Here is a 15,807-nt window from a genome sequence, read left to right as displayed (position 1 = left end):
ATACGTCATGTCTACTTACGCCCGCTTTCCCCTAACCCTTGTGCGTGGGTCAGGCTGCCGAGTTTGGGACGACCAAGGACGAGAATATCTGGATTTCGTCGCTGGAATTGCCACCTGCACTCTCGGTCACGCTCATTCCGCTATGATTGCAGCCGTCACCGAACAAGCTCAAACTCTTGTCCACATTTCCAATCTCTATTACAACACCCCTCAAGGTGACCTCGCCAAATGGCTCGTTGAGCATTCATGTGCCGATCGTGCTTTCTTCTGCAATTCTGGCGCTGAAGCCAACGAAGCTGCCATCAAACTTGCCCGCAAATACGCTCACACAGTCCGTAACATTACTCATCCCATCATCATCACCGCGAACGCGAGTTTCCACGGGCGCACCCTTGCTACCATTACCGCCACTGGACAGCCCAAATATCAACAAAACTTTGATCCCCTAGTCCCTGGGTTTCATTACGTTCCCTACAATGACGTTGAAGCGCTAAAGAGCGCGATCGCGGAGCGCGATCGCAACGAACCTCAAGTCGCAGCAATCATGCTCGAAGGTTTACAAGGTGAAGGAGGAGTTCGTCCTGGCGATCGCGCCTATTTCCAAACCGTTCGCCAACTCTGCGACGAAAAAGGCATTCTCCTAATCATGGACGAAGTCCAAGTCGGCATGGGTCGCAGCGGTAAACTTTGGGGTTACGAAAATCTCGATATCGAACCTGACATTTTCACATCTGCGAAAGGTCTGGGTGGCGGAGTTCCTATTGGTGCAATGCTCTGCAAATCTCATTGCAATGTTTTCAGCGCAGGGGATCACGCTAGCACTTTTGGCGGTAATCCCTTTGCCTGTGCTGTTGCTCTTGCCGTCTGCCACACACTCGAACGCGAAAATCTTCTGGCAAACGTTCAAGCTCGTGGCGAACAACTGCGTTCAGGACTCATCCAACTCGCCCAAAAATTTCCTCATTTAATCTCCGACGTTCGCGGCTGGGGACTCATTGACGGTCTAGAACTCAGTGCTGACAGCACTTTCACCGCAGCCGATATCGTCAAAATTGCTATCCAAGAAGGCGTTCTTCTCGTCCCTGCGGGTCCAAAAGTCTTGCGGTTCGTCCCGCCGCTTATCGTCACTTCTGAAGAAATCGATCGCGCGATCGCGGCGGTCGATCGTGCCCTAACGACTCTAAACTAATCTCACTTTTGCCAAAAGCCCTCAATTGCATATAATAGAAGGCTGTGAGAAATCCTAATCTAGAATCAATCGGAGACCAAACTATGGCACGTCGATGTCAACTGACTGGCAAGAAAGCCAACAACGCAATGGCAGTATCCCACTCCCACCGTCGCACGAAAAAATTACAAGAAGCAAACCTGCAAGTCAAAAGAATTTGGTGGGAAAGTGGGAAACGCTGGGTCAAACTACGTCTTTCAACTAAGGCAATCAAAACTCTAGAGCACAAGAGCCTAGACGCTTTTGCCAAAGAAGCTGGAATCGATCTCAGCCGCCTGTAATTCATCTGCCAAAACCCGATAGACTAATTCGCAATCGTCAATTCTTGCAAGACAAAAATTGACCCTCCGATCGCTGATTTTAGGTGTTCTTGCGGTAATGTCTATACTTTGTAAACTGGAGTTGAGCAACGAATAGCTCAACTCCAGTTTTATTTTTCATCCACTAATTCTTCAATCCCTGGTAGTCATCCTCAATGAAATGGGTAACATACCTGCATCCACTTCCCTCGCTTTCTTCTTCAACCCAGAATTCGGGACAATCTCCGCAATCTACCTAGGGCTTATCTGAGTTTTTCCGTAGCTTATCGGAACTGTCTCAACTTCGTTCGATTTGAGCGCGTGTCTTCTCGGTTGACTCTGCTTTCAATTATGAAGACAGTAGAGAAAGCTCCACCAAAGTATAGAGTTTTGACAACATTACAAAGCTCTGACTTGACTATTCCACGGGCAAATATTGGACGATATCTAAACTAGTAGGTTTCGTCGATTTAGCATTAGTTGCCCCTGTGAATGCTCATCTGCGATCGTGAATTCCCCTTCCGATCGAGTACCGCACGATCGTCACTTTTTTCTGCCAACTCAGCAGCTATGTCAAATCACAAACTTAATCTCCAGGGTTTCTTTCACCGTCTTGGAAGTCTCTACCGCAAGATTACAAAGACCTTTGTTAATCGCCTTCTCCGCTATGTTTTGCTATATCAACGGCGAGGCAATCTCTCAACAGCAGGCTTCATCTTGCCAACAACAGTTCTGTTGATTTTGGTCGTAGCGCTCACTGTCGGAGCACTGACGTTCCGTGCCTATAATCGCAATGTCCAAGTGATTGGAGAAGCACAACAACGCGTTATCTATAACGCTGCAACTCCAGCAATTGATCGCGCTCGCTCCAAACTGGAGTTCCTCTTTGACTCTACAAAAGATACTCGACTTCCCAGCGGTGTGCCTGCACAAACCGTTTTAGAAGCAATGCTGCTTAACAATGGGAAAGACCGCGATAGCAGAGACTTTAGCACTCTTCGGATAGCAGACAAAGACGGTAAACCAACCATTGATCCTTATACCTTTCCCGATGAGCGTCGCATCTTTAAAGATGGCAAAGCTCAAAACGTTTGGGCTTTTCAAACAGACACTGATGGTGATGGGAAGATTGATAGTTCTAAAGACTCTACTACAATCTATTCAATCATTCTAAACACTCCTCCTGCACAAACAGTTGGCACAGGAAGAACTAGCACAATTGAGACGATTGCAACTCGCTTATTGAAAATGAGCGATGCTGACAAAGCGAAAGATATGTACGTTCGGCAAGCTCCACTCAGAGCCGATGGAGCGCTAGGATGCAGCATTAGTTCTGCAAACACATCCGCATCAGGGCCAGACGGATGGTTTGACGACAAAGTCAGTAGTGCAATTCTGCGTAAAAACTTCCAAGTTGATGCTCTAGTCATTCCTGGCAACTCAAGAGATACCAAGGCGACTTTGGAATTTGTTCAAGATCGCCAAATCGATCGCGGCAACAAATGGGGAGCTTGGTTCCGTCACGATTTGGAGATTTACCCGGGCGCCACATTTAATTGGAACGGTGCGATGCACACCGAAGGCAGCTTAATCGTTGGGAATAAGAACTTTACAGCCTACTTGATTAGCGCGCCTGCATCCTGTTTATACTATCCTGATTCATCGGAAATTACAGTCACAAACGTAGTTCCAGAATCTGGAGAAACGAATCGAGATTTACTGGGTCTAGTTGCTGCTGGAGTCGTGAAAGATGGTCCTAACCAAGGAACTGACGATAGCGCTGTCATCCACCTCCACACTGATACACCAACTAATAGGGCAACCTGGGCAACACTCAACAAAGATACAGCCTCAAGTCAAGCATCAAATCCAATTGATATTACAATTGACCCTGAGGTTGTGCTAACAGAAGATGGATATACGAATGTTGCCCCCCCTACAGGCGTAACCAAAAATGTTCGTAATAATCGAAGCGAGCCATACCTGAATCTTAGAAATAGGGATCTCCCGGCCTTTGGTTTTACTACCGATTCGCCTCCAAAAAAGGTTGATCAGCGTATATATGCTAGTTCTCAACCTGCTCCCTATGTAGACGATTTATATCGTGCTGACGATCGCTGGGGTCCCAAGCCGAAGTATGCAAAAGAAACCGTCCCGTCTGGAGATTTTGGGAAGCCCATCCCATCCAATAAATCAGCACTGCTCAAGAATGAACCAGATGCCGCTGACAAAGATGCAGCCAATGTAGGTCTAGATGGCTATTGGGAGCGTCGGGCACGCTCAGTAGGGATGCGAATTATCGTCGGGCAACGTCTGGAACTTGGTAATTTGTTTACTTGGTATGCTCCAGACGACAAAGATAAAAATGGCTATGTTGGCAATCCTGGTGGTACTTCTGGCAAATTTATCGACCAGAATGTATACGAGCATGAAGGCGATCCCCTTTATCCAGTAACAGTTAAACCATATCCTGCGACATCAACTGGGCGGCTTTCTCACATTGACTTACACCGTCGCACTTTGAGAGATAATCTCTCTTCTGTTCAAAGCACAGCGATTTATCATTCTGCATCTGATGAGAATGGGAAAGACTACCCAGTCGCATGTCTTGCAACAACATCTCATCCTGGTACGCTGCTGACTCTCCGCCAGTCGCTCATCTTTAAACCTTTTGGATTTAAAGGTACAGATGAAACAACTGATGGCTCTCTCCTGACCAATTTCTTTACAGGTATGGGCACAAACGGTTGGGAATTTGATACTCCAGGCGGAAGTGCTAGTGGATTTAAAGCAGCGATCGAGAATACAGATAGTCCTCTGCGCAAAGCACTAGACAACCTCGCAAATTTTGCAGGAGACTACAATCCAAACGAAAAAGATTCCAGCGGCAATCCCAAAACTGGAGCATTTCCACCAACACCGAATGACACAATCATTCACCCCTATCCAAAATTATCAATGTGGGGGGATTTCTCAAGTTTGAAACGAGCGCTAGCTGATGTTGGAACTAAGGGATATGACGGTTTAAGCATCGCAGATAAAACTTATTTGCAAACAGCAGCTTGTACGATCGGGATGTTGGCTTACAACATTAATGAAATTCAGAAATTTGATCCCAGCAACCCGTCAAATGATAGATCGCTTTCTGGATCCACGAGAAGGGTGATGGCAGTATTGGCAGATGATCTACGGCTGCTCATGGATGGAGAAATAGCCCGTAATAATCCAGAAGTTCTTCCTAAAGAACGCCTGAGAACTTACGACTATTCAGCAGCCACGAACACCGCTAAACTCGAACAATATCGTCTTAAGGACTATCAATCAGTTCCTCCAGAAGCTTTTATTGGTGCTTTGCGAGCATATCTACTGTCTTCAAGCGGGAAAAATCTTGCGCCTGATAGCCAACAATTCATGGACGAGATGCGTATGGCAGAAATGATTATGCTGAATCATCAAATCCGCCGCGATCGTACTTTTGGATTCCAAGAATCGCCAATATTTGGGGAGTACGCTGTCATTACTCCAGGTTTCGCGGCAGATCCAGATGCGACTAGCAATAAATTCCAACGTTTGCCCGCTGCTTGCGACCCTGATCAATTTACACTTAACGGTGATGACCTAGTTCTAAGCATTGACAGAACTTCGTCCTCACTCCAGCAGAAAGCTTCAACTGTTCTAGCCGCAGGCAGGCTGAGTTCTGCACCATCTACCGATTTTCCTACTTATGCTCGTTCAACCGACGACCTTACACGAACTCGTTTTTCTCAATATCGGCTAGCTCTGTCACGACTTTGTGGAACAATTAGCGACAGTGGGAATACCGTTCTACCCAAGTTTCCATCACTTTACTATCTCTTCCCAGAAGTGACTCATGATCACGATGGAGAAACAACTACAGGATACAACCACGCGCAACCTCTTCGAGAACCTTACATTGGAAATGGAGAAGCTTCTCCAGCGCAGGATCAGTATATTGCAAGCATGAAATCTCAGTTCAAGCGCATCAGCGATACGAAAGCTCTGGGAAGAGCAGGTCATCCAAGTGTCTCTTTCCCAGCAACGCCATCTGATAGTCTCCTCAGTCGGAGACCTAGCACACAGCAAGTTTTTCCGATTGAAGATTACTCGGTTGCAGATGTCGCGCTAACACCTAGAGCATTAGACAAGTGGAAACTTCCCTATCTTCCGCCCAGTAGTGTTCGTTCTCTGGAAGCTTCTCCTAATAGTAATACTCGAGCGAATTACTCAACGAACCTAGTTCTAATTCCCAAAGCAGGTAATGTGAATGAGTTAGATACAATTGCAGTTCCATTCCTTGATCGCGCCTTTTTCGATGGTCGTCAGTTAATGCTAGCTCGAACTCTGGATATCGATTTGGGAATGCTTCGGAGCACAAGAGTTAGTTCAAAGAATAATACTTGGCTACCACTTAGCGGCATCGTTTACGCTTTCCGTGAGGATGCAGTTCGAGAAGATGCTATCTCTCGACCATCATGCACAGGGACAAACTGCAAAATGGATTTACGCGATCCTGCAAACCCTGTTGATCCACCTATCAAGAGCAATGGAAAGTCTATCAAAACGATTGATGAATACCCTGATCCTGATCGTCGTGTCCACGGCTTCCGCTTACGGAATGGTGTGCAGCTTATGCGAAACCGCAGTTTTGAAGGAGTCATTGTGGATGCAGTAGATAACAATCGTGGTCTATCTCTGTTTACAGATCAACCTACTTACATTGAAGGAGACTTTAACCTCCATCAAGATGGAGCAGACGATACGCTGGGTACAAGATTAGAAGAGTTTGACGTACCATTACCCAACAGTGCGACGTACAACCCGAACCAGTTCTACTCTACTCGCGCTAAGCGCGATTCCCGATTCGCAGCTCCCAATACTGATCGCTGGCGACCCACAGAGATTTTGGCAGATAGTATTTCGTTTTTGTCAGATAACTTCTGCGATGGTACGATTTCGGATATGTTTGTGCAGTTCATTCCAAACAGCATCAGAAACTCAGGCTTTACAGGGTCTTCTTATCCAGTTCCTGATTTTGATAGCGCTAGCTTTAGTCAGATGAGTTCAGATCGCTCGTACTATCATCAACCTAACAGAGGATTATTCGATCCCGGTTGTCAAAGCGCAAGATTTACCTCTTTCCATAATCAGAATCGTCCTTCAGCCAATCTAGGTAGAAAGATAGACGGAACTCGTGACAGTGGATGGGACTGGGTACGAGAAAACTCGCGATACAATGCAACCGCCCCTCGTCGAAGCAGTTCAAACGACTATAGCGATGGTAACTGGGTCGATTTTGCAGCTCCAGTCAAGATTTCGCGAGCTGGTCAACCTCTTGTAGCTCGTCCTAGAGACACCACTGGTGCACCAAGAGATCCGAAAGACTCTTCACTTCCAGAGCTAACCCCAGTACAAAACTCAACTCCGAAACGTGATGAACTGCTGCCGCCTGTTCCGTACAACGTCGCGTTTTCTAATCCATATTTCAGATATGGCACTGATAGCTCCGGTAGAGCGCTCATTCCAGCAGCGGCATCTCGCATCAATTCGATTATTGTCAGTGGAATTAGCCCTTCTCGTCTAAAGCAAGGCTATGGGGGTTTGCAGAACTTCCCGCGATTCCTTGAGAGTTGGGATAAGACAGCCCTAAATTTTGCAGGCTCTTTCATTCAGCTCCAGTATACGAACTATGCCACTGCCCCCTTTGAACTCGAAAATCTAGAGCCGTCAGATACGACTAATGTGGATAGAGAGAACATAGCTTACTATGTCCCTCCCAACCGTTTTTGGGGCTATGATGTAGGTCTTCAATTCAGCGCTGCGGGACCAGCAGCATCTCGCTTCGTAAGCCCAAGCAGTAGTCGCAGTGAGTTTTACGTTGAGCCACCTGCAAATGATCCCTACATTACATCTCTTTGCGATGCAGCAAAAACGGCTTTTAGCCTTTCAACGAACTGTCCTAAATAATGAGGAGAGACCAAAATGCTGCAGAATTACCAGCTGATCAAGCATTGCTCATTCAGTTCCGTACAGCTAAGGCAAATGCTAAGGTTGTATCGAAAAAATCTACAGCACTCAAATGCTGAGCAAGGCTTGACTCTCATTGAAGGATTACTTGCAATTGTAATTATTTCAATTACGGTTGTTAGCATCTCACCTCCTATTTTTTGGGCAGTTGCAACGCGTGTTCAAACTCAGCGTGCAGAGCAAGCTCTAAAGGTTGCTCAAGGAGAGGTTGATCGAGTCCGCGTCCTAGTGGAGAGGAATGAAGTGAAAATTGCTCAATTTAATCTACTTCCTCCCTACTCAGCAGGTGCAACAGAATCAGATGTAAGAAAGCGAACTTCGAGTAATTTTCCTGCTGCACCTAATACAGAAGCATCAGGCAAAAAAGTTATCTCGACCCGTGATTGTGGTACTGGAACGAGCGGCAATGATGACGTAACTTCAAATGGATCTACTTGGAACGGCACTCCATCTCGTTCAATCAATGCTTTCATCCGAGTAGATACCAACGGCGACTGTATTGCAGATTATCTGATGCAGACTTTTCGTAGCCAAGGTCTAGATCAGCAGGGAAATCAGTTCCAGGGTAGAAGCACTCAAAATCTTGCTGCATTTGTCATGGGAGTTCGCGTATACGCTGCTGTGGCAGAGCCAGCATTACTTGCTGGAAGAGGCAAAACTGAGCCTGCTGCGTTGCGAGCAACGAACGGATTGGGGAATCAACTAGATCGCCCCTTAGCAGTCTTATACTCAACAGTCGTTCGGAGTACTGAAGGCAGTCATTTGGAACTCTATCAAAAACTGTGTCAACCAGCAGACGGTCAACTCACTGGCATTTGCTAGAAATTGTCAACCCTGGGTAGATAAACTATGTCTAGAGGATTCTTTCAACAGCACACCTGGCTACGTTTTTTCTATCGCCAAACTCAACGCAGTGGGTTTACATTGCTAGAGCTGCTCGTTGCGATGGTGATTGGAGGCATAATTTCGGCTGGTCTGCTTGTTCTGGTCGTTCAATTAATTCAGGCTAACTCACGAGAAGCTGCCCGAAGCGATACCCAGAGAGATTTGCAGGCAGCTATTGATTACATTGCACGAGATGTACGAGAAGCAGTTTATGTATATGACGGTAACTGCCTTCTTGAGCGCCCTACAGGCAGTACTTTAGAGTGTCCTGGATTAAGGAGGTATTTACCCGAGAATATTTCTGAAAACGCTAGTAATACTCCGGTATTGGCATTTTGGCGAGTTGATGCATTACCTCAAATATTGAGAGATCGCTGCAAAAATAATGCAGATAGATTTGCTAATCCACGAGATCTTCCAGCAGAGGTTCGGGGAGTTCCCTGTCTGTCAGGGCGAATGTATAGTCTTGTTGTTTATTCTCTAAATTCGGAACAGACAACAGGTGCAGTCGGTCGTGCTAGGATTAGGCGCTATGAGCTACCGCAGTTTACTGCTCAAGGTGGTGCTCAAATTCCTCCTCAGATCAACACGGGATGGGTCGATCCGGTTAGTAAAGAAACGAATTTCTTTAGCTGGCCACTCAATATATCCACATTAACGGCATCTTCACCTTTGTCTCTACAAGCTAGTAGACCTGGTAGAACGACAAGTAATTTTGTGCTCACAGATTTTGTCGATCGAATTGGATTGTATGACGGAGCAGGCAACAAGGCGCAGCCCCCAATTCTGAATGGATATGAAGTAACTCCAAGGCGAGAAAGTTCGGCAAGTAACGAACCGCCCCGTGGTTTTTACGTCTATGTAAAAGGAACTGAGAATAAAGGCGCACTCAACCAGGAAGTGGTCATTCGGATTCAAGGTGATGCTGCTGGGAGACCAGGTGTTGCTGGGGTAAATCTGGCTCGTCCGGTTATCCCCATCTCTTTGGAAACTCGTGTGCTGACTCGTGGTGTAACAGATAAAGCAGCAGAATAGTTCGCTCACTAAATCAATGGTGATTAAAGGTATGAAAAGGCGAAGAGTATTGAATTCACGATCGAGTACAGATGGATTTACATTGATTGAGATTTTAGTGGTCGTCATCATCACTGGCATATTGTTTGCGATCGCTGCACCCAATTGGGTCGCCTTTGTTAACCAACAGCGTGTCAGCGCCGCTCGAACTCAGGTTTCCCAAGCAATTCGGAACGCTCAATCTAAAGCGAGCCGTACAAAAGTGGCTCAAGCAATCGTGTTTGAGAATCGAATTGGGCAATCACTTAGATATGCTATTGTTCCTATCTCCGACACTAACGCTCCGGTGGTCGATCGTACAAAAATTAAGACATGGGAAAATATAGGAGATGCTTCTGCACTCAGGCTTTCAGTGGCGCAGGGCGATTTTGCTTCTCCACCTCCATTAATATTTAATATCTATGGCAGTGTTATCACTACTAATCTGCCAACGGCAGCGCTAGATCAACCACTCTATACAGTGACAATTGGGACAACTCGCAGCGCGAATCCAAGACGCTGTGTTAGAGTCACAACTTTGCTAGGTGCAACTGAAGAAGCATCAGACAGTGCGTGCCCGCCTAATAGAACATCGTGACCATCAATATTAAATAAATTTAAGGGCAATTATTTATGATGACTAGCCTAAATTTAGCTGTATTTCAAGATTTTAAGAATTAAATTGCTTTCATGAAGAGTAGGAATAAGATTTCTAGGCATGGTTTTACATTGCTTGAAGCAGTTATAGTCCTAGTGATTGCTGGTATTCTAGCTGTAATTGGAGCGCCAGCTTTGCTGGCATGGCTGAGCAATCAACAGTTAACCTCAGCACAAAGCCAGGTGGAAAGCGTTTTTCGGCAAGCACAGAGTACAGCCAAACAGAAGCATATTGATTACCAAATAAGTTTTAAGCGACAAGACTATCCGGTTGAATGGGCGATACATCCGGCGAATTCCAGTCCTATGGCACAAACTTGGCAGACTCTTAATCATGGTGTCAAGCTCTCGCTTGCGGATGCAGACACCACATTGATCAAAGATGGCAATGTCTACAAGATGGTCTTCAATCATCGTGGCGAGTTGTCAGCAGCGAATGGGCGCCTCGGTGGACGTGTAACACTGTTGCCTATATCTGGTGGCTCACGCAAACGGTGCGTATTTGTTTCTAACTTACTTGGGACGACTCGGTTAGGAGAGAATCGTCCCAATCGGCAAGGAAACCCTTGTGAATGAGCTGTTTATCAGGAGCTTAGGGTTCGTGATTTTTGGCGATCGAGTTTAAGAATCAGGGTGGATAGGGGTGGAAGACAAAGATCGATTGAATAAGGGTGATTATGATAAGCCCATTCGTCTGACCATTTACCGCCTAGATTCCCCATATTGCTCCCCCCAAAATCACGAGCGTCGCTATTTAAGAGTTCAGTGTAGAATCCCGCTTCAGGCACACCGACTCGATAGTGACTGTGAGGTTGAGGAGTAAAGTTGCAAACAGCAACGATGAAATCGCCTGAATCTTTATCTCGGCGAATGAAAGATATTACACTGTGACGGTTGTCACTACAGTCAATCCACTCGAAGCCTGCTTCAGAAAAGTCTTGGGCATAGAGAGAGGGTTCAGATTGGTAGAGAGAGTTGAGAACAGTAAAAAATTGCTTGAGTTTGCGATGGGGTTCGTATTGAAGGAGATGCCAGTCTAGATCACCCCAAACATTCCACTCGTTCCATTGAGCAAATTCCATGCTCATGAATAGCGTCTTTTTACCAGGGTGGGCAAACATATAACCATAGAGGCAGCGAAGATTGGCAAATTTTTGCCATTCGTCTCCAGGCATTTTGCCGATCATATTACTTTTGCCATGAACGACTTCATCATGGGAAAGCGCCAGCATGAAGTTTTCGCTGTGGTGATACCAAATACTGAACGTTAGATTGTTCTGATGAAATTGGCGGAACCAGGGATCCATGTGGAAGTAGTCCAACATGTCATGCATCCAGCCCATATTCCATTTGAGATTGAATCCTAGACCGCCGACGTAGGTTGGCCAGGAAACCATCGGCCAAGACGTAGATTCTTCAGCGATCGATAATGCACCCGGGAAGTAGCTGAAGAGAAGATGATTCATCTGACGCAGGAAGTCCGCGGCTTCGATATTCTCGCGTCCACCGTATTGGTTTGCAACCCATTCTCCGTCTTTGCGGCAGTAGTCGAGGTAGAGCATTGAGGCAACAGCATCAACTCGCACTCCGTCAATATGATATTTGTCGAACCAGAAGAGTGCATTGGCAACCAGATAGTTGCGAACTTCGTTACGACCGTAATTGAAGACGAGAGTGCCCCATTCTTTATGTTCACCTTTGCGGGGGTCGGCATGCTCGTAGAGGTGAGTTCCATCAAAGAAGGCAAGTCCATGTCCGTCTTTGGGAAAGTGACCGGGAACCCAATCAACGATGACACCGATGCCGTTGAGATGGCATTGATCAACAAAATACATGAAATCTTGGGGGGTTCCGAAGCGGGAAGTGCAGGCATAGTGTCCGACGACCTGGTAACCCCACGAGCCGTCGAAGGGATGTTCGGCTATGGGTAGGAGTTCGATGTGGGTAAAGCCAAGTTCCTTGACGTAAGGAATAAGTTTGTCTGCGAGTTCGCGATAGGTCAGGAACCGTGCCCCAGGCTTGAGGTCGGTGACGATGACAGGGGGAGAGGATTCGCCATTCGGTAAAAGAGCAGGTTCGGCAGAGGAGGCATGGAGCCAAGAGCCGAGATGCACTTCGTAGACGGAGATTGGGTTGGTTAAGGGGTCAGTGTGGCGACGTTTTTCGAGCCAGTCTTCGTCGTGCCAGGTGTAGTCATCGAGATCAGTCACGATCGAGGCAGTTTTGGGACGGACTTCTTGTTGGAAACCGTGAGGATCGGATTTTTCGTAGATGTGACCGTTTTGGTTTTTGATCTCGTACTTGTAGTGAGCGCCAACAGTCAGTTCGGGAATGAAGAGTTCCCATACTCCGGTCGAGCCACGACGCATTTGATGTTGTCGTCCGTCCCAGTTGTTGAAGTCGCCGAGAACAGAGACGTTGCGGGCGTTAGGTGCCCAGACGGCAAAGTAGACTCCAGCGATCCCATTTTGGGTCGTCAGGTGTGCGCCGAGTTTTTCGTAGATGCGGTGGTGATTGCCTTCGGTGAAGAGGTGAAGGTCGAATTCAGTCAAGAAAGGAGAGCGGAAGGCGTAGGGATCGTAGATGACGCGATCGTGCTCGCTGGATTTGAGGCGAAGCTGATAGTTGACGAGTTCGGGCACATCGATCGTACATTCAAAAAAATGCGGATGATGCAGCGATTGCATCGGGTATTCGGTGCGAGATTCAGGCAGGATGACTGAAACAGAATCTGCATTCGGCTGATAGGCTCTCACGACCCAGACGGTTTTGCCATCTTGCTCAATCGCATGAGGACCAAGCACCTCGAAGGGGTCGTGATGCTGGTTCCATACAATCCGCTCTACCTGGTCTGGGGCGATCGTCATTGACATGAAGCTACCTGCCTTAAATTAAAATTGTGTATAACCGTGAGAAATCAGCGCTGTGAAACTCTATATGTAAAGGTTCTGTAATAAACGGTAGCAAATCATTGTAAAACTCACAATTCTTTTGTCACAAGCTTCTTCTGAATCATAGACAGAATTGTTGCATTTGCGGCGATTTCTAAAAATAACTCCTAACTTGCGAAATTGAAGTTAGGAGTTATTTTCTTACAAAGCTAGGTTTAGAGATAGCTCAGCTCAGGCGCTACCCGTGAAGGTGACTTCTGGGAATTTCGATTGGGCTTCCGCCATGGGGCGGTTTTTGCCTTCTTCTTGCCAGTAGTTGATCACTTCAGTTGCTTTATTCAGCAATTCAACGCGATCGACTTCTGAGATCCAGTGCTTTTTCTCTAATTCAGTCTTGAGTTGTTCCCATGCGTCGTTCCGGGGCCAGAAGAAATAAGAGGTGAGCGGGCTTGTGCCTTTTCCAACCACTTGATCGACTGCCAGCGCAACGTTTTCGTCGAGCCACAGAACTTTTAGAATAAACTTTGTCAAATCCGACCTCCAGCGCAGTCCCAAGCGTAAATTACTACGATCAGCTATTCTACCGTACTGTTTTGATAGATGATAAGAAATCTCTTGAGAAGAATTCTGGGGGATGAAAACTGTGGTGGCTGTGGTATTCGATATTGATGGGGTTGTGCGAGATGTCAGCGGGTCGTATCGGCGAGCATTGGCAGATACGGTGGAGCATTTTACCGATGGGGCATTTCGTCCATCGTCACAGGAGATTGATGCGCTGAAGGGCGAGGGGGTCTGGAATAATGATTGGGAAGCGTCACAAGAGTTAATTTTTCGGCATTTTGAGGCGCAAGGACAGGCGCGCGAGCAAGTGACATTAGCGTATTCGACGATCGTGCAATTTTTTCAGTCTCGGTATCGAGGTACAGATCCGGTGAACTGGAATGGATACATTTGCGGGGAGCCTTTGTTGCTAGAAGCCGCTTATTTGGAGTCGCTGACGAAGGCAGGGATCGCTTGGGGGTTTTTTAGTGGGGCAACCCAGGGATCGGCTCGGTATGTGCTTGAGCAGCGATTGGAGTTGGTAGAGCCTGTGTTGATTGCGATGGAGGATGCACCCGGCAAGCCAGATCCGACGGGGTTGTTTTTGACCCTAGAACGACTGGATTGTGGTGAGTGCCCGGTGATTTATGTCGGGGATACGGTGGCGGATATGTACACGATCTCGCAGGCGAGGGAAAGAGATCATGCGCGATCGTGGTTTGCCGTGGGCGTTTTGCCGCCACATGTGCAGGAGACGGAGACACGAAAGAATGATTATCGCGAGACATTGAGGCAGGCAGGAGCGCACATCGTTTTGGATAACGTTCAGGATTTGAAACCGGAAGTTGTAGGGGAGTTAGTTGGTGAAGTGTGAACGCACTCTGACAATGTGCAGTCCACTCGCTGATGCAGAACAGCTAGGCAGTCTTATGTCGCTCTTTGAACAATTTCAAGGGCAGCAAGAGAAAAAATAGCCATCGAGAATTAGCGGGTGGTTCCAACCTGATTGAACGTTGGAGCTTTGAAAGGTTCGCCTCTCATCCAGAGAACACCAATGTTGAGAATAAGGGCAGAGAAGACGATCGCGAATGCCACCTTAAAATAAGTCGGGGGGGCATCGGATTCTTCTATATCTTCTTCGAGTTCGGGAACCGAATTTCTTTCTGTTAATGGATCTGCCTCGAATGGAGTGGGAGAAGCTTCAACGTCAACAGGAATTGAAAGCAGCCAACTGCGTGCAGCTTTTGCACCAGAGAAAGTGGAAGATTCTGAGCCAATCAGTTGTTGAATGAATTGCTTTAAGGGGTCGTGGGGGATGTCTTGCCAACGCGGATCGTTTAGCGGATTCCAAGCTTCTGGGAGATCAAGTTCTCCGAGCAACAGTTGAGCCGCAATTTTACCCAGATCTTGCAAATCCTTTTGTTTTTTGATTTTGAAGGCGGGTTGGCTTTGAGGTTGAGTCGTATGCCAAATTGCCGCTTCCCAAAGTTGTAAATCCTGTAGATACACTTGAAACTGCGAGATTTGAGTATTCTGAATCGCGGGATCAATCGCAATCAGAATGCTATCTAAGTTTAAATTGCCGTGAGCGATGCCTTTCTGTACCTCATCACTGTCTTCCAGATAAAGAGGCAGACTATGTAGAAACCAGAGGCTTTGTAAAACTTGAGAGAGGAAATGGTGAACGACTTTCGGCGGGAGATAGTCTTGTGTTTCTAGATAACTTCGCAGCGATCGCGGTCGATATTGGGGCGATTTCAGAACTAAATAGCAACGATGATCTTTTGAAGACGCAATACTTTCTTGAGGAACCAATAGTCGAAAATCTTGAACGCCCCCACTGTGAAAGTCGATCGCTTCTAGCTGTTCAAGTTGTAATTCGATTTGCTGAATGTCGGAAATCGTCCACCAGAAGGAGTAGTACTCTTTGATAATGACTGGAGTTTGTGTCTGTAAATCTTTACCTGTATAAGTTCGCACGCCAGGACGAGTTTGAAGTTGATGCTGAATAGCATATTGTCCTTCTCTACCACTCAGCATCTTTCCCTCAAGCGAGGTGGAACCATTCTCGATCTGCTCGGTTTGAGATTGGACGGGAGCGGATCGAGAATGGTTGAGGTTATCGTTGCTCATAACAAGTGGGATCTATATGACGAAACTGCTTGGAGACGGGTCATCAGAATTCAGGTGCGGAATGTCAATCCCTAGC

At 46.8% G+C, this 15,807-nt stretch carries 11 protein-coding genes; 8 read left to right on the top strand and 3 right to left on the bottom strand.

Features of this window, described 5'->3' with window-relative positions; all coding sequences use genetic code 11:
• The first annotated feature begins 7 nt into the window (after nucleotides 1-7).
• The 7 genes from OU814_RS13255 (at nucleotide 8) to OU814_RS13225 (ending at nucleotide 10,743) form a co-directional block, all read left to right on the top strand.
• Nucleotides 8-1,189 carry an aspartate aminotransferase family protein gene (locus OU814_RS13255; protein ID WP_268183448.1) on the top strand — a complete coding sequence of 394 codons (1,182 nt, stop codon included), beginning with the start codon at nucleotides 8-10 and terminating at the stop codon, nucleotides 1,187-1,189.
• 83 nt (nucleotides 1,190-1,272) lie between these two features.
• Nucleotides 1,273-1,509 carry a 50S ribosomal protein L28 gene (gene rpmB, locus OU814_RS13250; protein WP_017286436.1) on the top strand — a complete coding sequence of 79 codons (237 nt, stop codon included), beginning with the start codon at nucleotides 1,273-1,275 and terminating at the stop codon, nucleotides 1,507-1,509.
• A gap of 588 nt (nucleotides 1,510-2,097) precedes the next feature.
• Nucleotides 2,098-7,512: a hormogonium polysaccharide biosynthesis protein HpsA gene (gene hpsA, locus OU814_RS13245; RefSeq protein ID WP_268183446.1), complete on the top strand. Its 5,415-nt coding sequence runs from the start codon at nucleotides 2,098-2,100 to the stop codon at nucleotides 7,510-7,512.
• Between the two features lie 126 nt (nucleotides 7,513-7,638).
• Nucleotides 7,639-8,394: a type IV pilus modification PilV family protein gene (locus OU814_RS13240; RefSeq protein ID WP_148668932.1), complete on the top strand. Its 756-nt coding sequence runs from the start codon at nucleotides 7,639-7,641 to the stop codon at nucleotides 8,392-8,394.
• Nucleotides 8,395-8,421: 27 nt separating this feature from the next.
• On the top strand, nucleotides 8,422-9,492 hold the full coding sequence (locus OU814_RS13235; RefSeq protein ID WP_017286433.1) for a PilW family protein: 1,071 nt from the start codon (nucleotides 8,422-8,424) through the stop codon (nucleotides 9,490-9,492).
• Between the two features lie 31 nt (nucleotides 9,493-9,523).
• Nucleotides 9,524-10,108 carry a prepilin-type N-terminal cleavage/methylation domain-containing protein gene (locus OU814_RS13230; protein ID WP_268183440.1) on the top strand — a complete coding sequence of 195 codons (585 nt, stop codon included), beginning with the start codon at nucleotides 9,524-9,526 and terminating at the stop codon, nucleotides 10,106-10,108.
• A gap of 92 nt (nucleotides 10,109-10,200) precedes the next feature.
• On the top strand, nucleotides 10,201-10,743 hold the full coding sequence (locus OU814_RS13225) for a pilus assembly FimT family protein (protein WP_017286431.1): 543 nt from the start codon (nucleotides 10,201-10,203) through the stop codon (nucleotides 10,741-10,743).
• Between the two features lie 8 nt (nucleotides 10,744-10,751).
• On the opposite strand, the gene glgB is transcribed toward OU814_RS13225, so the two are convergent.
• Both glgB and OU814_RS13215 read right to left on the bottom strand, forming a co-directional pair.
• The gene (gene glgB, locus OU814_RS13220) at nucleotides 10,752-13,040 is read right to left on the bottom strand and encodes a 1,4-alpha-glucan branching enzyme (protein ID WP_268183437.1); all 2,289 of its coding nucleotides are present in this window, start codon (nucleotides 13,038-13,040) and stop codon (nucleotides 10,752-10,754) included.
• Between the two features lie 249 nt (nucleotides 13,041-13,289).
• Nucleotides 13,290-13,637, bottom strand: a complete 348-nt coding sequence (locus tag OU814_RS13215) for a 30S ribosomal protein PSRP-3 (protein ID WP_071596143.1) — start codon at nucleotides 13,635-13,637, stop codon at nucleotides 13,290-13,292.
• Nucleotides 13,638-13,692: 55 nt separating this feature from the next.
• Between OU814_RS13215 and OU814_RS13210 the strand changes: the two genes are divergently transcribed.
• Nucleotides 13,693-14,472 carry a TIGR01548 family HAD-type hydrolase gene (locus OU814_RS13210; protein ID WP_268183435.1) on the top strand — a complete coding sequence of 260 codons (780 nt, stop codon included), beginning with the start codon at nucleotides 13,693-13,695 and terminating at the stop codon, nucleotides 14,470-14,472.
• A 110-nt stretch (nucleotides 14,473-14,582) separates the two neighbouring features.
• Here the strand turns inward: OU814_RS13210 and OU814_RS13205 are convergent, their stop codons facing one another.
• Nucleotides 14,583-15,731 (bottom strand): hypothetical protein, encoded by a 1,149-nt coding sequence (locus tag OU814_RS13205; protein WP_017286427.1) that lies wholly within the window; start codon nucleotides 15,729-15,731, stop codon nucleotides 14,583-14,585.
• Nucleotides 15,732-15,807: the final 76 nt, after the last annotated feature.

This window comes from Leptolyngbya sp. GGD, assembly GCF_026735145.1.
In the GTDB taxonomy this organism is placed as follows: domain Bacteria; phylum Cyanobacteriota; class Cyanobacteriia; order Leptolyngbyales; family Leptolyngbyaceae; genus Leptolyngbya; species Leptolyngbya boryana.
This window is presented reverse-complemented; position numbering and strand designations above follow the sequence as displayed.

Bases quoted from the DNA above. Each gene is read 5' to 3' on its own strand.
- OU814_RS13230 (WP_268183440.1), top strand. From the start codon at position 9,524: ATGAAAAGGCGAAGAGTATTGAATTCACGATCGAGTACAGATGGATTT.
- OU814_RS13235 (WP_017286433.1), top strand. From the start codon at position 8,422: ATGTCTAGAGGATTCTTTCAACAGCACACCTGGCTACGTTTTTTCTAT.
- OU814_RS13205 (WP_017286427.1), bottom strand. From the start codon at position 15,731: ATGAGCAACGATAACCTCAACCATTCTCGATCCGCTCCCGTCCAATCT.
- OU814_RS13210 (WP_268183435.1), top strand. From the start codon at position 13,693: ATGAAAACTGTGGTGGCTGTGGTATTCGATATTGATGGGGTTGTGCGA.
- OU814_RS13255 (WP_268183448.1), top strand. From the start codon at position 8: ATGTCTACTTACGCCCGCTTTCCCCTAACCCTTGTGCGTGGGTCAGGC.
- OU814_RS13225 (WP_017286431.1), top strand. From the start codon at position 10,201: ATGAAGAGTAGGAATAAGATTTCTAGGCATGGTTTTACATTGCTTGAA.
- hpsA (WP_268183446.1), top strand. From the start codon at position 2,098: ATGTCAAATCACAAACTTAATCTCCAGGGTTTCTTTCACCGTCTTGGA.
- rpmB (WP_017286436.1), top strand. From the start codon at position 1,273: ATGGCACGTCGATGTCAACTGACTGGCAAGAAAGCCAACAACGCAATG.
- glgB (WP_268183437.1), bottom strand. From the start codon at position 13,040: ATGTCAATGACGATCGCCCCAGACCAGGTAGAGCGGATTGTATGGAAC.